This window comes from Agrobacterium sp. LAD9, from assembly GCF_003031125.1.
Classification (GTDB): Bacteria; Pseudomonadota; Alphaproteobacteria; order Rhizobiales; family Rhizobiaceae; genus Agrobacterium; species Agrobacterium radiobacter.
Genome location: NZ_PHGS01000002.1, coordinates 118,403 through 141,446, shown reverse-complemented (window position 1 = coordinate 141,446; position 23,044 = coordinate 118,403). Strand labels below are relative to the sequence as shown.

The following is a 23,044-nucleotide window of genomic DNA, read 5'->3' as shown; positions in this document are numbered from 1 at the left end:
GACGATCAATCGTCCTCTTCGTCGCCCATACCGGGGTTCAGGCGCTCACGCAGTTCCTTGCCCGTCTTGAAGAAAGGCACCCATTTTTCCTCGACGAAAACCGACTCACCCGTGCGCGGGTTCCGGCCGGAACGCGAAGGACGGTTTTTCACCGAAAATGCGCCGAAACCACGAAGCTCGACACGATTTCCTGCCGCCAGGGCGTCGGTGATTTCATCCAGCACCGCATTGACGATGTTTTCCACGTCACGGTGATAAAGGTGCGGGTTACGCGCAGCAACGATCTGCACCAGTTCAGACTTGATCACGGTTGCCCCCTGAAAGAATTGGATTTTTAACGCGGCTCAACCTGCCAAACGGAAACAAGACCGTCAAGAAACAACTTGTCCGCACCGAGCTGGCCGGGGCCTGCGAAGGGAATTAAATCGTCATATCCCAGAAACTTCGCTATTTGCGCAACACTGAAAAGCGAAAAAGGCGAACGGGACGATGGCGCGCGCCATTCGACGATCGGCAAATCCTTGGCAACACCACGGGTTTCGAAATAGCTGCGAATTTCCTTTTCGCCGCCCAGCGTATCGACCAGCTTGTTGGCGAGCGCCTGTCTGCCGGTGAAAATCGATCCATCCGCCAGTGTCAGCACGTCTTCGCGCGGCAGCTTGCGGCGATCAGCCACAAGGTCGACAAACCAGCCATAGCTGTCCATCACCATGGCGCGGATCATCGACTTTGCCTCTTCCGGTGCCTCGTGGAACGGCGAAGGCTCCGCCTTCATCGGCGACGACTTGATTTCCTGCAACGAAACGCCGAGCTTTTCCATCAGCTGGCCAAGCTGGGGATACTGGAAGATCACGCCGATCGAGCCGGTGATCGAGGTTTCGCCGGCAACGATGACATCACCCGCGGACGCGATCATGTAACCTGCGGAAGCGGCGAGCGTGCGCACATCCGAGACAACCGGCTTCTTTTCCGCCACGCCTCGAATGGCCTTGAAGATGCGCTCACCGCCATAGGTGGTGCCGCCTGGCGAGGAAATCGACACGATCAACCCTTTGACATTGTCGCTCTTGGCGATCTTGTCGAGCCGCTCGAGAAGTTCGGTATTATCGGTGATCAGGCCGGAGACCTCCACGCGGGCAATATGGGGCTTCGCACTTTGCTGCGGTCCATCCCATAAAAACCGGTAAAGACCGAAAGCGCCGGCGACGAGCAGAAGAACGGCCGCAATCCGCCAGAAAGTCAGCTTGCGGCGCAACCGCCTGCGATCCGCTATCGCCATATTGTCCATAGAAACCTCTGTCATCCGCTTTTGCGCTTTAGGCCATATGGTTCTTCTAACGCGAAGCCGCAAGGAAACAATAAGGAAACCAGAATTACGATAAAATTCGCATTTCCCTTGCACCTCTCCAGACAAAAACCATATTGGCAGGACAAAGCACTCATGCCAAAGACATTTAGATAGAGACACAAGCTTCGATTGTGCGCCAGAATGGCGCCGGGGAAGCATTCCGGACCCACTCTTATGCTCGAAAGACTCCGCGAACCCGCGCCAGCATTCTCGCTGCCCAATGACCAGAACGGTGCCTATGACACCGCGCTGAGGCATTCTGCGCGCGTGAAACGGCTGAAAATCATTCTGCCGCTCGGCGCAGCCATCGTTTCGCTCGCCTTCATCGCCGTCTCGGTTATCCGAACCTGGGCGCCCGATGAGGTCTCTCTGGAGAGCGCGCGAATTGAAGACGGCAAGATCGTTATGGAAAAACCTGCCGTTGCCGGCCGCAACGAGAAGGGGATCGATTATTCCATGAACGCCGACCGTGCGTTGCAGGACATCGCCAACCCCAACCTGATGACGCTTGAGAAGGTTCTGGCCGCAGTGCCGGTGAATGACGGTATCGCCCAGGTGATCGCCCATGAAGGCATTTTTGACCGGGCCACCAACAAGCTGAAGATGACCGCCCCTTTTGACATCAATCTCAGCAATGGCATACAAGCGAAGTTCCAGTCTGCGGATGTCGATCTGAAGGCCGGGAAAATGAGCAGCCAGGAGCCGGTTTCGATCAAAACAAACGACGGCTCGATTGTTGCGCAATCGATTGACATCGCCGATAATGGCAAGACAATTACATTTTCGGGGCAGGTACGGGCACGTATCGCTGCATCCAATATCAAGAATGAAGGCAAGTGAGAGCCCGGTCCAGATGATGCAAATTTCCCGTCCCGTTTCCCTTGGCAAATCCGCCGGCCTCGCAGCCGCAGGTCTTGTTTTTTCGTGTCTTGCAACTGTGGCTTTCGCCCAGAACACCACCAGCAACATGCAGGGTGTCAAGCTCTCCGGCGACCAGCCGATCGCAATTGAAAGCGATCAGCTCGAGATTCGCGATCAGGAGCGCAAGGCCTATTTCACCGGCAATGTGAAGGTGGTGCAGGGAACGACCACCCTTCAGGCCGGCAAGATGACGGTGAACTACAAGGGCGAGGGTTCATCGCTCACCAGCGGCGACGCCAATATCGAAAAAATCTTCGTCGACAATAATGTCTATCTGACGTCCGAGACCCAGAAGGCGACGGCCGATCACGGCGAATTCGACATGGCGGCGCAGACCTTCATTCTCACGGGCAAGCAGGTCGTGCTGTCCGAGGGCACGAATGTCTTCACCGGCTGCAAACTGACCGTCCTGATGAATACGGGACAGGCCAAGCTCGAAAGCTGCGGCGGCCCTGTTCGGATCATGCTTGATCCGAAATCCCAGAAAAAACAGTAGTCTTTCCTCGTGAAGATACCCTCGATCTCAAAGATATTCGGCGGCGGACGCAGCCGATCCGCGGACGCGGTCCCACCGGCGGACAAAACCCCCTATCAGGGCACGCTGATCGCGCATGGCCTGACGAAGACCTATAATACGCGTCGTGTCGTCAACGGGGTTTCGCTGGTCGTGCGCCGTGGCGAGGCCGTGGGACTGCTCGGCCCGAACGGCGCCGGAAAGACCACCTGTTTTTACATGATCACGGGCCTGGTACCCGTCGATACCGGCAAGATCGCCATCAACGGCAATGATGTCACCACCATGCCGATGTATCGTCGCGCCCGTCTCGGCGTCGGTTATCTGCCGCAGGAAGCATCGATTTTCCGCGGCCTCACCGTTGAGGAAAACATCCGCGCCGTGCTGGAAGTGCATGAGCCGGACGCAGCCAAGCGCAACCACAAGCTTGATGAGCTGCTGGAAGAGTTTCACATCGCGCAGCTGCGCAAATCCCCTGCCGTGGCGCTTTCGGGCGGCGAGCGGCGGCGTCTGGAAATCGCGCGCGCTCTTGCGACCGATCCGACTTTCATGCTGCTCGACGAACCTTTCGCGGGCGTTGATCCGATTTCTGTCAGCGATATCCAGAATCTGGTGAGACACCTGACAGCGCGCGGCATCGGCGTTCTCGTGACCGACCACAACGTCCGTGAAACGCTCGGTCTCATCGACCGCGCCTACATCATCCATGCCGGCGAGGTTCTGACGCATGGGCGTCCAGACGATATCGTCAACAATCCGGATGTACGCCGTCTCTATCTCGGCAACAATTTTAGCCTTTGAACCCAGAGCGGGATAGCGAAAAGTGTGTGCGGTTTTTGCTTGAAATCCCGCTCTAATTATATGATCTAGATCATGATTTAAGATTTTAGGTCGTTTCGACCTAAAATCATCATGATCGGCGCGCGAAAGATTCTTCATCGCGCCCCGCCCTGACGCTTGACCAAACAAGATAAAAAAGCAATTTTTGGGCCAAGTTCCATCGCCTCCGCAAAATTTATGAAAACTGTGGCCATGGAGAAGCTGTAAGGGGAGTTTCGCGTCCGCCATGGCATTGTCTGCCAGCCTTTTGCTGCGTCAAAACCAGTCTCTTGTAATGACACCGCAACTGATGCAGTCCATCCAGCTGCTTCAGATGACGCATTTCGAGCTGACGCAGTTCATCGCGCAGGAGGTGGAGCGCAATCCATTGCTGGAAATTGCGGCAAACGATGGCGATTTGAGCAGCGATGCCCCGGTAGAGGCGGAGAGTTTCGGCGACGCGGACAGCGAAGGCTCGGAGAGATCCGCCACGGTGACATCAGACAGTGACGATTGGTATGGCGATCGCGCCGCAAATCTCGGCGAGCAACTGGATACCAGCTTCGAAAACGTCTTTCCCGACGATGCTGAGCCCCGAAAAGCCGATGCGCCTGAACTGGCCGGCCAATGGAAATCCATGCCCGGTCAGGAGTCCGGGGAAAGTTATGACCTCGATGATTTCGTCGCGGCCAGACAGAGCCTCGGCGACCATCTCAATCAGCAATTGCCGCTCGCCATATCAGCCGCCGAGGACCGGATGATCGCCGATGCGCTGATCGGCCAGCTCGATGAAACCGGCTATATTGCGGCTGATGCCGTCGATGATGTCGCCGAACGGCTGGGAGCGGCGCCGTCGGCAGTCGAGCACGTCCTGAAGACGCTTCAGGGCTTCGACCCACCGGGTGTATTTTCCCGTTCCCTGAGCGAATGTCTGGCGATCCAGCTGGCCCAGAAGGATCGGCTAGACCCGGCCATGCGGGCTTTCGTCGATAATCTGGAACTTCTCGCGAAACGCGACTTCGCTTCCTTGAAAAAAATCTGCGGTGTCGATGAGGAAGACCTCCTCGATATGCTGGCGGAAATCCGCACGCTCAACCCCCGCCCCGGCGCAGGTTACGACTCGATGGTTTCGGAGACCATCGTTCCCGACATTATCGTTCGCCCCTCCTCCACCGGCGGCTGGCTGGTGGAAATCAACCCCGAGACCCTGCCGCGCGTGCTCATCAACCAGAGTTACTTCGCCGAGGTGTCGAAACATAAGGCGCGCGCGGGCGAGGATCAGGATTTTCTGGCCGAATGCATGCAGACGGCCCATTGGCTGACCCGCAGCCTAGACCAGCGCGCCCGGACAATCATGAAGGTGGCGACGGAAATCGTGCGCCAGCAGGATGCCTTCCTCGTCAATGGTGTCGACCAGCTACGCCCGCTGAACCTCAAGACGGTGGCCGACGCCATCAAGATGCATGAATCCACCGTCAGCCGGGTAACGTCCAAAAAATACATGCTGACGCCACGCGGTCTGTTTGAGCTCAAATATTTCTTCAGCGTCTCAATCAGCGCCGTGGAAGGCGGAGACAGCCATTCGGCGGAAGCGGTGCGTCACCGCATCAAGGCCATGATCGCGCACGAGGCCGCCGAGGCAGTCCTTTCCGACGACGACATCGTCGACAATCTGAAAAAGAGCGGCATCGATATCGCCCGCCGCACGGTCGCCAAATATCGCGAGGCGATGAACATCCCCTCCTCCGTGCAGAGGCGCCGGGAAAAGAAGGCGCAGGCCAAGCTTTCCGCCTTCTGAGCAACGAGCCCGTTCACGTTTGGGGCGGTTTTTTGCCGCACCATTGACTCTTGCCACGCCAGGGGCTAGAAGCCCGCCGCACACGTAAGCAAGGTCATTTGTAACGGATTCATCTCCACCGTCCATGGGCGTAAAATTCAAATGGAGGCTTTTTAAGGTCTTCGAAACGCTTGGATGCGCGCGCGGCTTGACGTAAGCTGGTACTCGCAAATCACTACAAAAAGGAAAATTTCCATGAGTGTGCGTGTATCTGGTAAACATATGGAGATCGGTGAATCTTTCCGTCAGCGGATCGAGGACAATATAGGTCTGGCAGTTACCAAATACTTCGATGGGGGGTATTCAGGCCAAGTGACCGTGGAGAAGTCCGGATCGCGTTTTGCCGCCGACTGCAAGCTGCATCTCGATACGGGCGTTGTATTGCATGCGGCGGGTCAGGCAAATGATCCGCAAGCCAGCTTCGACGCCGCCGCCGAGCGGATCGAGAAGCGCCTGCGTCGCTACAAGCGCAAGCTGAAGGACCACCACAGTGGTTTGAATGGCGTGTCGCAGGAAATCGCCTATACGGTGATGGATGCTGTTCCCGATGAGGACCACGAGGTTCCTGAAGATTACGCACCCACCATTGTGGCGGAGAGTTCGAAACAGATTAAGACCATGTCAGTCGCCAGCGCCGTGATGGCGCTCGACATGACCGACGAACCGGTTCTGCTCTTCCGCAGCCCCGGCAAAGAATATCTCAACATCGTTTATCGGCGTCATGACGGCAATATTGGCTGGATCGACGCGGAAACGATCAAGAGCTGAACAGTCTGACAAGACGTGGGAGGCAGAGCGCGAAAATGCATCTGCCTCCTGCATCGTCTCGATGGCATGAAGGAAAAAGAGAATGGCGTTGGCAGATTTGCTGCAACAAGATGCGATTATTCCCGCCCTCAAGGTGAATTCCAAAAAGCAATTGCTTCAGGAGCTGGCTGCAAAGGCAGCCAGAATTACCGGAGTCTCGGAACGGGAAGTTTTCGACGTCATCCTCCAGCGCGAGAAGCTCGGCTCCACCGGTGTGGGCCACGGCATTGCCATTCCGCATGGCAAGCTCAACAGTATTCACCAGATCACCGGCGTTTTCGCACGCCTTGAAACGCCGGTCGATTTCGAAGCGCTGGACGACCAGCCGGTCGATCTGGTTTTCCTGCTGCTTGCGCCCGAGGGCGCCGGCGCGGATCATCTGAAGGCTTTGTCCAGAATTGCACGCGCCCTGCGCGACCCTGAACTGGTGGCCAAGCTGCGTGCGACCGATTCCGACACAGCAATCTACGCCTTCCTCAATCAGGAACAGGCGACGGCGGCTTGATCGCAACCCGCCCCCTCAGTTTAACGGCAATAAAAAACGCGCCCTGAAGGCGCGTTTTTTATGACGTAAAGACAGATGCCTTACGCGTCTTTTTCATTGAGAGACGAGGTGCCCGGCTCGGCAGAGGCGGCTGTCTCCACCTTCGGGCCACCCTTGGCGACACCGACCATGGCGGGGCGCAGCACGCGATCGCCGATGGTGAAACCAGCCTGGACCACCTGCAGCACCGTATTGTTCGGAACCGCCGTATTCGGAATTTCGAACATGGCCTGATGGAAATTCGGGTCGAACTTCTGGCCCTCGGCATCGATCTTCTTCACGCCGTGGCGTTCCAGCGTCGACAGCATCGAACGTTCCGTCATCTCGACGCCTTCGATGAGGCCGTTGAGACCGGCTTCACCATTGGTCTTGAGCTCATCGGGAATGGCTTCGAGCGCACGGCGAAGATTATCGGAAACGGCGAGCATATCGCGTGCAAAACCGGCCAGGGAATAGGCCTTGGCATCCTTGACATCGCGTTCGGTGCGACGGCGAAGATTGTCCATCTCGGCCGCAAGTCGCAGGAATTTATCGCGCAGATCGGCGTTCTCAGCCTTGAGCTGCTCGACCGGATCGGGTTCTGCCGTTTCGGCCTGTTCTTCACCTGCCTGGGCAAGATCGACAAAATCTTCCGCGACGTCCGCGTCAGGTCCGGGCTTTTTTGTATCGTCGGTCATGACGTTCTCCAGATTTGAATATTGTTGGTTGCGCCCGATATCGAGCTTTGACGGGCAAAAATCAAGGCTTGCGGCGAAAAGCTTGCCGCATTCTCTGACCTTTGCGGGCTTGTCCTATCTTTGCTTGCGGGAAAGGCGCGCCATGATCTGCGCGGTATAATCCACCATTGGCACGATACGGGCATAATTCAGCCTGGTGGGGCCGATAACGCCGACCGCACCCACCACACGGTTGTCCTCATCGCGATAGGGCGCGACGATCAGAGAAGAACCGGAGAGCGAAAATAGCTTGTTTTCAGAGCCGATGAAAATCCTGACCCCGGAGCCGCTTTCCGCGAGGTTGAGGATTTCGATGAGGTTTTCCTTGCGCTCCAGATCATCGAACAGCAGGCGCACCCGATCGATATCTTCTTCACCGGCGAGACCCTCCAGCAGGTTGGAGCGTCCGCGAACGATGAGGCGGCCAAGCTTGCCCTCCTCATTGTCACCCGCCCAGACGGCCAGACCGCGCTCGATGAGATCCTGCGCCAGCGTGCCGAGTTCCGATTGCAGTTCCGCCTGCTGCTTCTGGAATTGTGTCCGCAATTCCTGCAGCGTCTGGCCGGACAGATGGGCATTGATGAAATTCGCCGCCTCGATCAATTGCGATGACGAAATGCCGGCGGGCAATTCAATGATGCGGTTTTCGACCTGATTGTGATCGCCGACCAGCACGGCGAGCGCCTTGGTGGGCTCCAGCCTTATGAATTCCACATGTTTGAGGATGACATCATTCTTGGCGGTCAGCACCAGGCCGGCGCCGCGCGACATGCCTGACAGCATGCGGCTTGCCTCGGTCAACAACCCTTCCAACGACTGCTCGTGGCCGGCGACCGGCCCGATCTGACGGTCGATATTCGCCCTTTCTTCCGCAGGCAGATCACCCACCTGCATGAAGGCGTCGACGAAAAAGCGCAGCCCCGTCTGGGTGGGCAGGCGCCCAGCGCTGATATGCGGCGAATAGATGAGGCCGAGTTCCTCAAGATCGCTCATGACATTGCGGACGGAGGCGGGCGAAAGCGACATCGGCAACAGCCGCGACAGGCTGCGGGATCCGAGCGGCTCACCCGTATCGAGATAGCCTTCAACGATGCGCCGGAAAATTTCCCGAGACCGTTCATCCAGCAATGATGCCTGATCTTTTGATAGCGGTGCGGAAAAACCCATTTCGTCCGTTCTTTGTCGTTCAAACCAGCTCGCATCAATATAATGCGTTGCAACGCCGCGGCAAAATGGAAATTGGCTTTGCAAAAGCCCGGAGCGCGCCTTAGAAGGCAGGGACCAACATGGAGAGTGGATCATATGCGGCCTTCAGGCAGAAAAACCGACCAGATGCGCAAGGTTTCCTTCGAGCGCAATTTCTCGAAACATGCCGAAGGTTCCTGTCTGGTGAAATTCGGCGACACGCATGTGCTCGTCACCGCAAGCCTGGAAGAAAAGACGCCGCCATGGCTGCGCAACAGCGGCAAGGGCTGGGTCACCGCCGAATACGGCATGCTGCCGCGCTCCACCCATGAGCGCATGAAGCGCGAAGCCGCCTCCGGCAAGCAGGGCGGCCGCACGCAGGAAATCCAGCGCCTCATCGGCCGCTCGCTGCGCGCCGTTGTTGATCTGCAGGCACTCGGCGAACGCCAGATCAGCATCGACTGCGACGTCATCCAGGCCGATGGCGGCACCCGCACCGCTTCCATCACCGGCGCATGGATTGCGCTCCACGATTGCCTGAAGTGGATGGAAACCCGTAACATGATCAAGGTCGAGAAGGTTCTGAAGGACCATATCGCGGCGATCTCCTGCGGTATCTTCGCAAACCAGCCGGTGATCGATCTCGATTATCTCGAGGATTCCTCTGCCGAGACCGATGCAAATTTCGTCATCACCGGTTCCGGCGGCATCGTCGAGGTTCAGGGAACGGCGGAAGGCGCGCCCTTCTCCGAGGAGGAATTCCTGACGCTGCTCGGTCTTGCCAAGGCGGGATGCAGCGAACTGGTCACCCTTCAGAAACAGGCCATCGCCTGAGCCGACAGGAAAACGTGATGCGCAAGCTCGATACCAGAACGATCGTCGTCGCCAGCCATAACAAGGGTAAGATCGCCGAAATCGCTGATCTGATCGGGCCTTTCGGCTTTTCCGCCAAATCGGCGGCGGAGCTGAATTTCTCGGAGCCGGACGAGACGGGCACCACCTTCGAGGAAAATGCCGCCATCAAGGCGCTTGCCTCCGCAAAGGCATCCGGTCTTCCGGCTTTGTCCGACGATTCCGGTCTGGTCATCGACGCGCTTGACGGTGCGCCTGGCGTCTATACCGCCAATTGGGCGGAGACGGCCGACGGCACGCGCGACTTCGCCATGGCGATGCAGAAGGTCGAGGATGCGCTTGCCGAGCGTGGTGCATCGAAGCTGGAAGATCGCACCGGCCGCTTTGTCAGTGTGCTGTGCCTTGCCTGGCCGGACGGGCATGTCGAATATTTCCGTGGCGAGGTGGAAGGCGCTGTCGTTTGGCCACCGCGCGGAACGAGCGGCTTCGGTTATGATCCCATCTTTAAGCCCGAAGGTTATGACACTACATTCGGCGAGATGAGCTCGGATGAAAAACACGGCTGGAAACACGGCGATGCCTTTGCGCTGTCGCACCGTGCCCGCGCCTTCAAGAAATTCGTAGAAACCTGCCTGGAGGCATGAACCCGATGGTCGGGGAGCATCAACTTTCTGCCCCCGGCGCATCGCTTCTGCCGGATACGGGCGATCCCGGTTTCGGGATCTATCTGCATTGGCCCTTCTGCGCGGCCAAATGTCCCTATTGCGATTTCAACAGCCATGTCCGCCACCGGCCGGTGGATCAGGAACGGTTTACGGCTGCCTTTCTCCGTGAAATGGAACATATGCGGACGCTGAGCGGCCCGCGCGTTGTGACCAGCATCTTCATGGGCGGCGGCACGCCATCACTGATGGACCCGCAGACGGTCGGCGCACTTCTCGATGGCGTCGCGCGCTTCTGGCATGTGCCTGACGGTATCGAGATCACCATGGAGGCCAATCCTTCCAGCGTCGAGGCGGAACGTTTTCGCGGTTATCGCGCGGCTGGCGTCAATCGTGTCTCACTCGGCGTGCAGGCGCTCAACGACCGCGACCTGAAGTTCCTCGGCCGCCTGCATGATGTTGCCGATGCCTTGAAAGCCATTCGGCTGGCGCGGGAGATTTTTCCGCGTATGTCCTTCGATCTCATCTATGCCCGCCCGAACCAGACCGTCGCCGAATGGGACGCGGAGCTAAAGGAGGCTGTCTCCTATGCCGTCGACCATCTGTCGCTCTACCAGCTGACCATCGAGGAAGGCACGCCTTTCTACGGCCTGCACAAGGCCGGCAAGCTCATCGTGCCGGATGGCGAGCATTCGGCCGTGCTTTATGAGGCAACCCAGGAAATCACCGAGCGTTACGGCATGCCGGCCTATGAGGTTTCCAACCACGCCCGGCCCGGCGCCGAAAGCCGCCACAACCTTACCTACTGGCGTTATGGTGACTACGCCGGTATTGGCCCCGGCGCGCATGGACGCCTGACGAGAGGCGCTTCCAAGCTCGCCACCGCCACCGAACGCCACCCGGAAAACTGGCTCGAAACCGTTGAGCGGGAAGGCCACGGCATGGTCGATCAGGAACTGCTCGGCGTCGACGAACAGGCCGACGAATTGCTGCTGATGGGCCTTCGCCTGCGCGAGGGCATCGATCTTGCGCGCTGGAGCGACCTTTCCGGCCGCGATCTCGATCCGGAAAAGGAAGAGTTCCTTCTGCAGCATGGTTTCGTGGAAAGGCTCGGCAATTCCCGCCTGCGCTGCACCCCTTCAGGCATGCTTATTCTGGATGCCGTGGTGGCCGATCTCGCCTGCTGATCCACAGCATCGACAACGCCTCTAACCACCAATAAAAAAGCGGCCCGAAAGCCGCTTGAGGGTGATGACGAAGTCTGAAAACTTGCCTTCATCATGCTCTGGCCAGTCCCGAGGATCTGCAACCTATTGATTTTACCATACGTGACCTGATCCTCGGGACAGGCCCGAGGATGACGTCGAATATGAGTGGGACTTGCCAACGGACTGAAGCGGCCCGAAGGCCGCTTCTTTTTATGCGTTGTTTTCGTTGATCAGGCGCTTTAGCAGCTCAACCTCATGGCCAAGCTTGGTGTCACCGGAAATCAGTTCCTCGATCTTGCGCACGGCATGCAGAACCGTGGTGTGATCGCGACCGCCGAAACGGCGACCGATCTCGGGGAAAGAACGCGGCGTCAGCATCTTGGCCAGATACATGGCGATCTGGCGCGGCTTGACGATGACGCGGGTGCGACGGTTGGACACCAGTTCCTGCCGCGACACATTATAGTGCTTGGCGACGATGCGCTGAATATCCTCGATGCGCACGCGCTTGGCCTCACCCGTCCCGACGAGATGTGACAGCAGTTCATCGACACGGTCAACCGAGAGGTTCGGCTCAAAAGAGCGACGGAACATCAGCTGGTTAAAGGCACCTTCCAGTTCGCGTCCGCTCGCCGTCACGCTTTTGGCAACGTGGGTCAGGATTTCGTCCGAAATCTCGAAAGACGGATCGTCCTGGCGCGCCGAGCCGAGGCGGCGGTTGAGCATTTCGTAGCGCATGTCGTAATCGGGACCTTCGATCTCGATCGCCATGCCGCCCTGAAGACGGGAACGGACACGCGGATCGAGCGATTCCAGCTCCCATGGCGCACGGTCAGCAGCGACCACGACCTGCTTGGCGCTGTCGAGCAGCATGTTCAGCAGGTGGCAGAATTCATGCTGGATCATCTTGCCCTGCAGGAACTGCATGTCGTCGATGACGAGCAGGTCGATATTGCGTAGCGTGTCCTTCAGCGTCAGGGCATCGTTGTCGCGGATTGCGGTTGCAAAACGCCACATGAAATATTCAGCTGTCAGATAGACCACGCGCGGATTGCGCGGGCTGTCGATGGCGGCATTGGCGATTGCCTGCAGAAGATGCGTCTTGCCGAGACCAACACCCGCATGGATGAACAGCGGGTTGAAGCGCACGGCGCCGGCACCGGCTTCGGCGATCGTCTTTGCCGCCGCAAGCGCGACGCGGTTAGACGAGCCTTCAACAAAGGTATCGAAGGTGAAACGCGTGTCGAGCGGCGAGCCGAACAACGGCCCGGAACCGCCCTGACGCAGGGTCGCCTGCGAAGCCGCGGGCTGCGCGGCAGGCGTGGCGGGCTGCGACGGTATAAAGGACTTGTTCCGCGGAGCCGCACCAACCTCCGCAACGGGCTGCACCCTCTCCTCGGTCTGAGCCGGACGGATCGGGCGGCTGGCCGAGCGGACCAGAATCTCCACCTTCAGCACATCCGGATCCTCGCTCTGGACGAGGTTGGTGATCAGGTCCATGTAACGGTTGTTGATCCAGGACTTCAGAAAGGTCGTCGGAACGGTAAAACGGACGACGCTTTTCGAAACGGTATGGAGTTTGAGCCGTGCGAACCAGCTTGCATAGACCTCCGGACCAACCTGTGCCTTGAGCCGCGCGCTAAAACGTTCAAACAGCGCATCGTGCGTCATTGCCGATTTGTCCCCTGCCGCATCTGAGCAAGCTGCATCACGCGTCTTTGGTGCGCGGTCCCCATCAGCCACCGCACCCATCGCCAAATTCAATTGCATATTGCCGCCTTTCAAATTGCCAATCATAGCCTGACGATCAAAGATCGACCGCCAGGGATCCCCCTCGTTTATTTCTGCCCCCAAGCGTTCCCCTCGAAAGAACGCCAAAGGCGACTACTTGTTTGCGAGCCGGTTATCCCATTTCCCTCCCCCTCATGGAGAGGCCTGCGACACGCTAAAAACGCTCCTTTCGCTACAACCTTAAGGCGCATTCTTGAGGGCAAAAAAACCCCGCCCGTTCCGGAGACCGAAACGGCACAAAAAGCTCCATGACCTGAAAAAACGGACCTCGAAAGACCCGTCAGCAAGAAGGTGAATATCGTCGATACGATCATCGAGATAATCTGTGGACTGAGATCCGCACCCCTTGTTGAAATGCATTTAGGCAGGATCGTGGGGAGAGATCAATGGCGTTTTTTCTGCAAAAACTCAGATCGGCCATTGACTCGCAAAGGCCGTTTTGCATCACCGACAGGGTGCGAAGCAGAATCGCTTATGAATCAATGAGATTCAATTTTGGCAATTTTTAAGAGCGGATTTTGGCAAAAAAATAAAAATCTTCTTGACTCAAAACTAGCCGCGACTTCCGTAGAGAAAGCCCCTGAGTTTTCCAGAGACCTCCAGCAAGTTATTGTTTTTACTGCAAATTTCCTGTCGTCCATCTGACATGCGTTTGTCACGTTACGGCAGCAATGGTTAACGGGCAGTTAGAATCACAAAAAGCCCGGTCAAAAGACCAGGCTTTTTGAATAATTATTTGTGATTAGCCGGATTAGGCGGAAAGAGCCTTAACGCGCTGTGCGAGACGCGACACCTTACGGGATGCGGTGTTGCCGTGCAGAACGCCCCGGGTGGCGGCGCGCTGGATCTCGGGCTGAGCTGCCTTCAGAGCTTCGGTGGCGACTGCCAGATCACCGGAAGCGATGGCTTCCTCGACCTTGCGGATGAAGCCGCGAACGCGCGAACGGCGAGCCTTGTTGACTGCGGTACGGCGAGCGATCTTGCGGGTCGCCTTTTTCGCCGAAGTTGTATTGGCCATGTATGCCTCTCTTCGAATTCAAACCAAATTCCGCAACCATAGGATCGGGTCGTTAGAAGACCTCACGTAACCCAAGAATGCGGGAGTAATTTCGGACAAGCCGGATGGCTTTCCTTAACCGTGGGCGGGCATATACCGCTAAAGCTTACGCCCGTCAACGCGCAAAACGCTTAAAAGCGCCGATATTCCGAATCCTTAGCGATTCCGGAAAGCGGGTTTGCGCTTTTCCACGAAGGCGGCCATGCCCTCCTTCTGATCCGCCGTGGCAAAGAGCGACTGGAAGGAGCGTCTTTCAAATCTCAGACCTTCTGAAAGCGGCACCTCGAAGGAACGATTGACGCTTTCCTTGGCCATGAGCACGGAGGCACGCGACAGGGAAGCTATGCGGGTTGCGGCCTCAACCGCCTCGTCCATCAGATTTGCAGCCGGCACAACACGCGACACGAGACCGGCGCGCTCGGCTTCCGCTGCATCCATCATGCGGCCGGTCAGAACCAGGTCCATGGCCTTTGCCTTGCCGACTGCCCGTGTCAGCCGCTGCGAGCCGCCCATGCCGGGGATGACGCCGAGGGTGATTTCCGGCTGACCGAACTTCGCCGTATCAGAAGCGATGATAAAATCGCACATCATCGCCAGTTCGCAGCCGCCGCCGAGCGCAAAACCGGAAACGGCGGCGATAACAGGCTTGCGGGTGGCAGCAACCTCGTCCCAGCCGCCGAGAAAATCGCCGACATAGGCATCGACAAAATCCAGCCCCTGCATTTCCTTGATGTCGGCGCCAGCAGCAAATGCCTTTTCCGAACCGGTAATAATGATCGCACCGATGGAATCATCGGCGGAAAACGAAGACAGAATGTGCCGCAGCTCTTTCAGAAGCACCGAATTGAGAGCGTTGAGCGCCTTGGGGCGGTTGAGGGTGATGACACCCACCTCATCGCGTTTCTCGACCAGTATCGTTTCATAGTCCACGGCAGTCTCCCCTTCTCCGTTACTCCGACAGCGTTACTTCTGGCAGGCGGCGCAATAAAAGGTCGAACGACCGGCCTGCACCACCCTTTCAACCGTACCCCCGCAGCCGGGTGTCCGGCAAGGCTGGCCTTCCTGATCGTAGACCGAAAAGGAATGCTGGAAATAACCGAGCGTTCCGTCCGTCTGTATATGGTCTCGTAATGAGGACCCGCCGGCGGCGATGGCGTCGGCGATGACATCGCGGATTTTCTCCGTCAGATCGGCGAGTTGTGCTTTGGGCTTGCCACCTTTCGTTACCAGCGTTCCCGCGGCCCGCAGGGGCGAAAGATGCGCGCGCCACAGCGCCTCACAGACATAGATATTGCCGAGGCCCGCGATGACCTTCTGGTCCAGCAGCGTGCTTTTCAGGGGCTGGCTTTTGCCCTCAAACCGGCTCGCCAGATAATCCGCGCTCAGCGCATTACCTGTCGGCTCCGGGCCAAGCTCGGCAAAGGCCGGGTAAAGATCGAGCTTGTTGCGCTCCACCAGATGCATGAAGCCGAAGCGGCGCGGATCATTATAGATGACGCAGACACGCTCTTCTCCTTGATCGAGATGAAAGACGACATGGTCGTGCTTGCCGTCCTTCGAGCGGGCGTGATGAAACGCGCCGGGCGTCTTGTCAGCCTCATCCGTTTCCGCCTCGATACGAAACGAACCGGACATGCCGAGATGGGAAACGATCGTCAGCCCGTCTTCCAGCTCGATGAGAAGATATTTCGCCCTTCGTCCGAGCGATATGATCGTCTTGCCCTCGATCAGCCCCGCGAAACCCTCCGGGAAAGGAAAGCGCAGATCCGGGCGGCCGAGATGCAGCCTGCGGACCCTTGCCCCTTCCATAGCAGGTGCAAGGCCACGTCTGACGGTTTCGACTTCTGGCAATTCTGGCATCTGGCTTATCCGACAGTTTATCGTTAGGACCATGTGGTCTATACAGTGCACGCGAAATGTCGCGCCCAGGCGATGCGGCAACAGATAGCGTTGCCATGGCGTTTCCGCTATGGTCCGCCACGCAATAAATATGGAGACAGACGATGACCGACGCCCGTACCACTGCCCAAGGCGGCATGGAAACGTCCTATGGCTTCCACAAGGTGGACGAAGGCAAAAAGCAGGGGCTGGTCAACGAGGTCTTCCATAAGGTGGCCAAGCGCTACGACATCATGAATGACGTAATGTCGGCTGGCCTGCACCGGCTGTGGAAGGACGCGATGGTCTCTTCGCTTTCGCCGCGCAAGGACCCGTCCTACAAGATTCTGGACGTTGCGGGCGGCACCGGCGATATCGCCTTCCGTATCATCGAAGCCTCCAACCGTCTGGCGCATGCCACCGTTCTCGATATCAACGGCTCGATGCTGGCCGTCGGCGAGGAGCGCGCGGCAAAAAAGAAGCTTTCCGACAATCTGACCTTCGTGGAGGCCAATGCCGAGGAGCTGCCCTTCGAGGCGAATAGTTTCGACGCCTATACGATCGCGTTTGGCATTCGCAATGTGCCGCGCATCGATGTCGCGCTGAAAGAGGCACACCGTGTCTTGAAGCGTGGCGGGCGGCTGCTGGTGCTGGAATTTTCCGAAGTCGATATGCCGCTGCTTGACCGTGTTTATGACGCCTGGTCGTTCAACGCCATTCCGCAATTCGGCAAGATGATCACGGGTGATGCCGAGCCCTATCAATATCTGGTCGAATCGATCCGCAAATTCCCCAATCAGGAAGATTTCGCGACGATGATCCGCACCGCCGGCTTCTCCCGCGTGACCTACACCAATTACACCGGCGGCATCGCCGCCCTGCATTCCGGCTGGAAGCTTTAAGACCATGGCCGGTAAAAGCAGGAGACAAGCATAAGCATGAGTACTTTGGGCGCATATTTCCGCCTCGCGAGGGTTGGCTGGGTTCTCGTGCGCGAAGGCGTCGTGCTGGCCCTGCCGTCCGACGACCTGCCTGCTCCCGCCCAATTAATGAAAGCGCTGCTGAAGCCATTCGCCCGCAGCAAGGCGAAACGGGCGCAGCGCAGCGACCGGCTCGCGGTGGCTGTGGAGCGACTCGGGCCCTCCTATGTGAAGATGGGTCAGTTTCTCGCCACCCGGCCGGATGTGGTAGGCGCCGACTTCGCCGACGATCTCGCAAGCCTTCAGGACCGCATGGCCTTTTTCCCGGCCGCTGCGGCGAAGGCCAATATCGAGGGCTCGCTCGGACGGTCGGTGTCTGAACTCTACAGGGAATTCGGCGATCCGATCGCCGCGGCTTCCATTGCCCAGGTGCACCCGGCAATGGTGGATACACCAAAAGGGCCGCGCAAGATGGCCGTCAAGGTCATCCGTCCCGGCGTGCGCCAGCGTTTCCAGAACGATCTGGAGGCGATGTATCTGATCGCCGACCTGCAGCAGCGTTTCGTCCGCTCCGCCCGCCGCCTGCGCCCCGTCGAGGTGACGCGCACGCTGGAGCAGACCACCAAGATCGAGATGGATCTGCGGCTAGAGGCCGCCGCCCTTTCCGAACTTGCCGAAAATACCAAGGACGATCCGGGTTTCCGTGTTCCGGAGGTGGATTGGGAGCGCACCGGTCGCGATGTCGTCACCATGGAATGGATCGACGGTGTCAAGATGTCGGATATCGAGGGCCTGAAGGCCGCCGGCCACGACCTGAACAAGCTCGCCGATACGCTGATCCAGTCCTTCCTACGGCATACGCTGCGCGATGGCTTCTTCCACGCCGACATGCATCCCGGCAATCTCTTCGTGGATGCGGAGGGCGAGATCGTTGCCGTCGATATGGGCATTGCCGGACGCCTTGGCAAAAAGGAACGCCGCTTCCTTGCCGAAATCCTCTACGGCTTCATTACCCGCGACTATATGCGGGTGGCTGAGGTGCATTTCGAGGCAGGTTATGTGCCGGGCCACCACGACAAAGCCAGTTTCGCGCAGGCGATCCGCGCCATTGGAGAACCGATCCACGGCCAGCCGGCCGAGACGATCTCCATGGGCAAGCTTTTGACCCTGCTGTTCGAAGTGACCGAGCTTTTCGACATGGAGACGCGGCCGGAACTCGTCATGCTGCAAAAGACCATGGTGGTGGTGGAAGGCGTGTCGCGCATGCTCAATCCACGCTTCAACATGTGGAAGGCGGCAGACCCGGTCGTTGGCGGCTGGATCAGGGACAATCTCGGACCGAAACGTGTCGTCACCGACCTGAAGGATGGCGTGAAAGCCGCCCTCAAGCTTGCCGAGGCAGCACCGGAGATTGCCGCCAAGACGGAAAAACTGCATTCCGAATTGATGTATATGAGCGAGAACGGCCTGCGTTTTGATGCGCAGACGGCGGAAGCCATTGGCAAGGCGGAAGCGCGCCACACCAAATGGGGACGGATCGCTCTCTGGGTCATTGCGCTGACGCTTCTATATATTGCGATCAGGGTGAGCTGAGCATTTCGGCACCGCTATGTGCCATGTTTGTGTAATGCATTGGAGCGATAAGGGTCTGATCTCTAGCCAAGACAGGTGATTGGTGCGGGTAAGGGTTGCTCGGAAGCCTGCGCGGAAGTGCGCCGATGGTAGAGACGGATACGCCGGACAGGATTTGATTTTGATGGCAAAAGCGCAAGTACTAAAAGCAGCCCTTTCCTATACCTCCTGGCCACTGGTGTTCGTCGGCGGCCTCATCGGGTCCTATTTCGCTTTTACGAGCAGTCATCCGATCGCAGCCTTTCTCGCCGTTTATGCGGGCGCGGTTCTCAGCCTGTTTCTCCTCGAGCGCTATATTCCCTATGAAGTCGAATGGCTTGAGGGGGATGGTGAGACCATCAACAGCATCGGTCACACGCTTCTGACGAAAGGGCTCGTACAACTCGCTGCCGCCGCCGCAGCGATCTTCCCGATGGTAGCCGCGAATGTTCTGCAGCCGCTGGCGGCGATGCGGTTCGACCTGTGGCCTTCCCATTTGCCAATGATCGTCCAGGTCGCGCTTGCGGTGACGATTGCCGAATTCGGTCTCTACTGGGCCCACCGCATTGCGCATGAAACGGTATTCTTCTGGCGGTTCCATGCCCTGCATCACAGCGTCGTGCGGCTCTGGGTCGTCAATACCGGTCGGTTTCATGTGGCCGACTCCCTGTTCAAGATCGCGCTCAGCCAGATTCCGCTTTATTTCATGGGTGCGCCGCTTCAGGTTTTCTGGTGGCTCGGCGCCGTGACCGCCTTCATCGGTATTTTGACCCATTGCAATGTCGATATGAAAACGGGGCTGCTCGATTATATCTTCAGCACGCCGCGCCTGCACCGCTGGCACCATTCGAAGCAGCTTCCGGAAGGCAACACCAATTACGGCGAAAACCTCGTCATCTTCGATCTCATTTTCGGGTCCTACCACAACCCCGACCGGCCCTCTTCCACCGATATCGGCATCAAGGGTGAGATCGCAAAGGGGTTTGTGCCGCAGCTCCTGCAGCCCTTCACCAAAGAAGGCGTCCGCCAGATCATTGGCAAGGACAAGAAGGTCAACTGACGGTAAATTATAAACGGCGCGCGGTATCGATCACGATGCCGAGTTCGCCCCGCAGCTTTTTTGTCAGGCCGGCGGCGACAAGCTCGTAGGAACGGCGCAAATAGTGCTCCAATTCCTCCTGCTCGAGCGGTGAATGATCGGCAATCGACACCCATTTGCGTTTCGCAAAATAGGGCGCCTGAGCGATGCCCTCGAGTGAGGTCAATATTTCGAAGCTCTCTTCCGAGCATTTCACCACCAGCCGCCAGTCCTCCCGTTCGCCAAGCACGGCAAAGACCTTGTCGCCCACCTTGGCGACATGTGAATCCCATTGATCGACGAACCGGACGCCCGGCCATTCGCCAAGCACCCTGTCGAATGTCTTGCGATCGAACAGGCTCATGCGAGTTTCTCCGCGATCAGTGCCGCCAGACGTTTTGCGACTTCGGTCTTGTCGAGATCCGGCCAGGCCTCGACACCGTCAGCTGAAATGATTTTCACGCTGTTGCGATCCCCGCCCATGATGCCGGTTTGCGCCGAGACATCGTTAGCGACGATATAATCCGCTCCCTTGCGTTCCAGCTTCGCCCGGCCGTTCTTCTCGATATCCTGCGTTTCGGCGGCAAAACCCACCACCAGCGTCGGACGCTTTTCATGATGGCCGACGGTTTTGAGAATATCGGGATTTTCCGTCAGCTGCAGCGCCAGCGGCGCATCGCCCGGCTGCTTCTTGATCTTCTGTTCCGATGAGCCCGTCACCCGCCAGTCGGCGACGGCGGCGACCATGACGGCGATATCCGCCGGCAGCCTAGAGATGACCGCATCGCGCATCTCCTCGGCGCGCTCGACATGCACCGTTTCAACACCTGCCGGATCCGCAATCGTGACGGGACCGGAAACCAGCGTGACCTTTGCTCCCAGCTCCGCCAGAGCCGCCGCAATGGCGTGGCCCTGCTTGCCAGAGGAACGGTTGGCGATATAGCGCACGGGATCGATCGGCTCGTGCGTGGGGCCGGAGGTGACGATCGCCGTTTTGCCATTCAGGGGCTTTCGCCCCTCATCCAGCAGTGCGGCGACGGCTTCGACGATCTGCAATGGTTCGGCCATGCGGCCAAAACCAGCCTCGCCCTTCTCTGCCATTTCACCGGCCATGGGTCCGATGAAAAACACCCCGTCTTTTTTCAGCGTTTCGACATTTCGTACCATCGGTTTGGCAGACCACATTTTCGGGTTCATCGCCGGAGCCACCAGCACCTTACGATCCGTCGCAAGAAGAATCGTGGAGGCAAGATCATCTGCCAGACCGTTCGCCATCTTCGCCATCAGATCGGCTGTGGCGGGAGCCACCAGTACGAGGTCGCAGTCGCGCGCCAGCCTGATATGGCCCACATCCTGTTCATCCTGTCGGGAAAAGAGCTCTGTGAAGACATGGGTGGCAGACAGTGCGCCGACGGCAAGCGGGGTGACGAATTCCTGCGCGCCCTTCGTCATCACTGGCGTCACCTTCGCGCCGCGCTCTTTCAGGCGGCGGATGAGATCAAGGCTCTTATAGGCCGCGATGCCGCCGGAGATGATGAGGAGAATATGTTTGCCTGAAAGCGTCATGATGCCGGACCAGTTTCCCGTTTCAGGGGAAACTAAGCCCTTGGCATTCAAAGTGCAATCCGGCTAATATCACGCCGCCTTGGCGACGTGATATTCCTTGATCGCGACCATCTTGATCGCCGGAAAACGCTCGGATTCGTAACGTAGCGAGAAGGCGTCCTGCGCCAGAAACACCGGGTCGCCGTCCAGATCGCGAGCGATATCGCCGCGTTTGACGTTGAGGAACTTGTCCATTTCCGCCGGCTGATCGGAAGAAATCCAGCGGCAGACCGAAAAACGCGACATTTCGAAGGAGACCGGCAGGCCGTATTCGCCCATCAGGCGCTCCTTCAACACATCGAGCTGCAGCGCGCCGACGACGCCGACGATGGCGGGAGAGCCGTCTTCCGGCGAAAAGAGCTGCACAACGCCCTCTTCCGCCATCTGCTGCAGGGCTTCCTTCAGCTTCTTCGCCTTCATGGCGTCCTCAAGACGTACGCGCCGCAGGATTTCCGGCGAGAAGTTCGGAACGCCCTGGAAAACAAGATTTTCACCTTCGGTCAGCGTATCGCCGATGCGCAGCGTGCCGTGGTTGGGAATGCCCACCACGTCACCCGCAAAGGCGGTATCGGCCAGCTGGCGCTGCGAAGCGAAGAAGAATTGCGGCGCGGTCAGCCCCATCTGCTTGCCGGTGCGAGCAAGCCGCGCCTTCATGCCACGCTCCAGCTTGCCGGAGCAGATGCGGGCGAAAGCGATGCGGTCGCGGTGGTTCGGATCCATATTGGCCTGAATCTTGAAGACAAAGGCCGTCATTTTCTCTTCAGCCGCATGTACGATACGGGTATCCGCCACCTGATCGCGCGGCGGCGGCGCGAAATCGCCAAGCGCATTGATGAGGTCACGCACACCGAAATTGCGCAGCGCCGAACCGAAGAACACCGGCGTCATGTGGCCTTCGAGGAACGCCTGACGATCGAAAGGACGGCAGGCTTCCAGCGCAAGCTCCGTTTCCTCGACAAAAAGCTGACGTTCATTTTCCGGCAGGCGATCGGCAACCGCCTGCGGGCCGTTGACCGGCAGTCCGTCAACCTGGGTATCGTTACCGCGGAAGGTATTTTCGGCGAGATTATAGGCACCGCAGAAGGTTTTGGCGCGACCGACCGGCCAGGTGATGGGCGCGGTATCGAGCGCGAGCTTCTCCTCGACCTCATCCAGAATCTCGAAGGGGTCGCGGCTTTCGCGGTCCATCTTGTTGATGAAGGTGATGATCGGAATATCGCGCATACGGCAGACTTCGAAGAGCTTCAGCGTGCGCGGCTCGATACCCTTGGCGGCGTCAATGACCATGATTGCCGCATCCACCGCCGTCAGCGTGCGATAGGTGTCGTCGGCAAAGTCCTCGTGGCCGGGCGTATCGAGAATATTGAAGACCCGGTCGTTATATTCGAAGGTCATGACCGAGGTGACGACCGAAATGCCGCGCTCGCGCTCGATCTTCATCCAGTCCGAACGGGTCTGGATGCGGTCCTTCTTTGCCTTCACTTCACCGGCAAGCTGGATCGCTCCGCCGAACAGCAACAGTTTTTCGGTAAGCGTGGTCTTACCCGCGTCCGGGTGCGCGATAATAGCAAAGGTGCGGCGGCGGGAGACCGCCTCGGCAAGTGTTTCGGCCATCTGACAAATCCTGTGGAATTGCGGGCTATCTAGCGTTTCAGGCCCGCATTTGCAATTGACCTTGCCGCGATCTCGGC

The 23,044-nt window shown here is 58.3% G+C and carries 23 protein-coding genes; 12 read left to right on the top strand and 11 right to left on the bottom strand.

Annotated elements, in window-relative coordinates; genetic code table 11:
* Positions 1–5: 5 nt before the first annotated feature.
* Positions 6–332 (bottom strand): integration host factor subunit beta, encoded by a 327-nt coding sequence (locus DA915_RS01445; RefSeq protein WP_219256707.1) that lies wholly within the window; start codon positions 330–332, stop codon positions 6–8.
* Positions 333–334: 2 nt separating this feature from the next.
* The gene (sppA, locus tag DA915_RS01440) at positions 335–1,288 is read right to left on the bottom strand and encodes a signal peptide peptidase SppA (protein ID WP_003503777.1); all 954 of its coding nucleotides are present in this window, start codon (positions 1,286–1,288) and stop codon (positions 335–337) included.
* A 234-nt stretch (positions 1,289–1,522) separates the two neighbouring features.
* Here sppA and lptC point away from each other — a divergent pair, with 234 nt between their 5' ends.
* From lptC to ptsN, 6 genes are all read left to right on the top strand, one after another.
* Entirely contained in the window at positions 1,523–2,188 is a 666-nt protein-coding gene (gene lptC / locus DA915_RS01435; RefSeq protein ID WP_003503782.1) for an LPS export ABC transporter periplasmic protein LptC, read from the top strand.
* A gap of 13 nt (positions 2,189–2,201) precedes the next feature.
* On the top strand, positions 2,202–2,765 hold the full coding sequence (locus tag DA915_RS01430; RefSeq protein WP_003503784.1) for an LptA/OstA family protein: 564 nt from the start codon (positions 2,202–2,204) through the stop codon (positions 2,763–2,765).
* Positions 2,766–2,774: 9 nt separating this feature from the next.
* The gene (gene lptB, locus DA915_RS01425) at positions 2,775–3,584 is read left to right on the top strand and encodes an LPS export ABC transporter ATP-binding protein (protein WP_003503786.1); all 810 of its coding nucleotides are present in this window, start codon (positions 2,775–2,777) and stop codon (positions 3,582–3,584) included.
* A gap of 265 nt (positions 3,585–3,849) precedes the next feature.
* The gene (gene rpoN / locus DA915_RS01420) at positions 3,850–5,400 is read left to right on the top strand and encodes an RNA polymerase factor sigma-54 (protein WP_099085715.1); all 1,551 of its coding nucleotides are present in this window, start codon (positions 3,850–3,852) and stop codon (positions 5,398–5,400) included.
* Between the two features lie 234 nt (positions 5,401–5,634).
* Complete coding sequence (hpf, locus tag DA915_RS01415) at positions 5,635–6,207, top strand: ribosome hibernation-promoting factor, HPF/YfiA family (RefSeq protein ID WP_003503790.1); 573 nt, start codon at positions 5,635–5,637, stop codon at positions 6,205–6,207.
* An 82-nt stretch (positions 6,208–6,289) separates the two neighbouring features.
* Positions 6,290–6,751 (top strand): PTS IIA-like nitrogen regulatory protein PtsN, encoded by a 462-nt coding sequence (ptsN, locus tag DA915_RS01410; protein ID WP_003503792.1) that lies wholly within the window; start codon positions 6,290–6,292, stop codon positions 6,749–6,751.
* Between the two features lie 80 nt (positions 6,752–6,831).
* Here the strand turns inward: ptsN and grpE are convergent, their stop codons facing one another.
* Together grpE and hrcA are read right to left on the bottom strand one after the other, a co-directional pair.
* The gene (gene grpE / locus DA915_RS01405; protein ID WP_107674964.1) at positions 6,832–7,467 is read right to left on the bottom strand and encodes a nucleotide exchange factor GrpE; all 636 of its coding nucleotides are present in this window, start codon (positions 7,465–7,467) and stop codon (positions 6,832–6,834) included.
* Between the two features lie 114 nt (positions 7,468–7,581).
* Positions 7,582–8,673 (bottom strand): heat-inducible transcriptional repressor HrcA, encoded by a 1,092-nt coding sequence (gene hrcA / locus DA915_RS01400; protein WP_003503796.1) that lies wholly within the window; start codon positions 8,671–8,673, stop codon positions 7,582–7,584.
* 135 nt (positions 8,674–8,808) lie between these two features.
* Here hrcA and rph point away from each other — a divergent pair, with 135 nt between their 5' ends.
* The 3 genes from rph to hemW are packed head-to-tail and all read left to right on the top strand — an operon-like array spanning position 8,809 to position 11,392.
* The gene (rph, locus tag DA915_RS01395) at positions 8,809–9,525 is read left to right on the top strand and encodes a ribonuclease PH (protein ID WP_060722824.1); all 717 of its coding nucleotides are present in this window, start codon (positions 8,809–8,811) and stop codon (positions 9,523–9,525) included.
* A gap of 17 nt (positions 9,526–9,542) precedes the next feature.
* Positions 9,543–10,187, top strand: coding sequence for an RdgB/HAM1 family non-canonical purine NTP pyrophosphatase (gene rdgB / locus DA915_RS01390; protein ID WP_003503799.1), 645 nt, complete (start codon positions 9,543–9,545; stop codon positions 10,185–10,187).
* Positions 10,188–10,192: 5 nt separating this feature from the next.
* Entirely contained in the window at positions 10,193–11,392 is a 1,200-nt protein-coding gene (gene hemW / locus DA915_RS01385; protein WP_060727139.1) for a radical SAM family heme chaperone HemW, read from the top strand.
* A gap of 231 nt (positions 11,393–11,623) precedes the next feature.
* Here the strand turns inward: hemW and dnaA are convergent, their stop codons facing one another.
* The 4 genes from dnaA to mutM form a co-directional block, all read right to left on the bottom strand.
* Entirely contained in the window at positions 11,624–13,084 is a 1,461-nt protein-coding gene (gene dnaA / locus DA915_RS01380; RefSeq protein ID WP_003503801.1) for a chromosomal replication initiator protein DnaA, read from the bottom strand.
* An 871-nt stretch (positions 13,085–13,955) separates the two neighbouring features.
* Complete coding sequence (rpsT, locus tag DA915_RS01375; RefSeq protein WP_003493474.1) at positions 13,956–14,222, bottom strand: 30S ribosomal protein S20; 267 nt, start codon at positions 14,220–14,222, stop codon at positions 13,956–13,958.
* Positions 14,223–14,417: 195 nt separating this feature from the next.
* The gene (locus DA915_RS01370; RefSeq protein ID WP_003503804.1) at positions 14,418–15,191 is read right to left on the bottom strand and encodes an enoyl-CoA hydratase; all 774 of its coding nucleotides are present in this window, start codon (positions 15,189–15,191) and stop codon (positions 14,418–14,420) included.
* Between the two features lie 33 nt (positions 15,192–15,224).
* Positions 15,225–16,121, bottom strand: a complete 897-nt coding sequence (mutM, locus tag DA915_RS01365; protein ID WP_107674963.1) for a bifunctional DNA-formamidopyrimidine glycosylase/DNA-(apurinic or apyrimidinic site) lyase — start codon at positions 16,119–16,121, stop codon at positions 15,225–15,227.
* A gap of 143 nt (positions 16,122–16,264) precedes the next feature.
* On the opposite strand from mutM, the gene ubiE reads away from it, so the two are divergent.
* The 3 genes from ubiE (at position 16,265) to DA915_RS01350 (ending at position 19,730) form a co-directional block, all read left to right on the top strand.
* Positions 16,265–17,041, top strand: coding sequence for a bifunctional demethylmenaquinone methyltransferase/2-methoxy-6-polyprenyl-1,4-benzoquinol methylase UbiE (gene ubiE, locus DA915_RS01360; protein ID WP_003503808.1), 777 nt, complete (start codon positions 16,265–16,267; stop codon positions 17,039–17,041).
* 36 nt (positions 17,042–17,077) lie between these two features.
* Positions 17,078–18,652: a 2-polyprenylphenol 6-hydroxylase gene (gene ubiB / locus DA915_RS01355; RefSeq protein WP_107674962.1), complete on the top strand. Its 1,575-nt coding sequence runs from the start codon at positions 17,078–17,080 to the stop codon at positions 18,650–18,652.
* A gap of 163 nt (positions 18,653–18,815) precedes the next feature.
* Positions 18,816–19,730 (top strand): sterol desaturase family protein, encoded by a 915-nt coding sequence (locus DA915_RS01350; protein ID WP_107674961.1) that lies wholly within the window; start codon positions 18,816–18,818, stop codon positions 19,728–19,730.
* A 7-nt stretch (positions 19,731–19,737) separates the two neighbouring features.
* Here the strand turns inward: DA915_RS01350 and DA915_RS01345 are convergent, their stop codons facing one another.
* The 3 genes from DA915_RS01345 to DA915_RS01335 form a co-directional block, all read right to left on the bottom strand.
* A complete protein-coding gene (locus tag DA915_RS01345) occupies positions 19,738–20,112 on the bottom strand; it encodes an MmcQ/YjbR family DNA-binding protein (protein WP_107674960.1) in 375 nt (124 codons plus the stop codon).
* On the bottom strand, positions 20,109–21,314 hold the full coding sequence (gene coaBC / locus DA915_RS01340) for a bifunctional phosphopantothenoylcysteine decarboxylase/phosphopantothenate--cysteine ligase CoaBC (protein ID WP_107674959.1): 1,206 nt from the start codon (positions 21,312–21,314) through the stop codon (positions 20,109–20,111). Before coaBC ends, DA915_RS01345 begins: the two co-directional genes overlap by 4 nt.
* A gap of 69 nt (positions 21,315–21,383) precedes the next feature.
* Positions 21,384–22,967 (bottom strand): peptide chain release factor 3, encoded by a 1,584-nt coding sequence (locus DA915_RS01335; RefSeq protein WP_107674958.1) that lies wholly within the window; start codon positions 22,965–22,967, stop codon positions 21,384–21,386.
* Positions 22,968–23,044 lie beyond the last annotated feature (77 nt).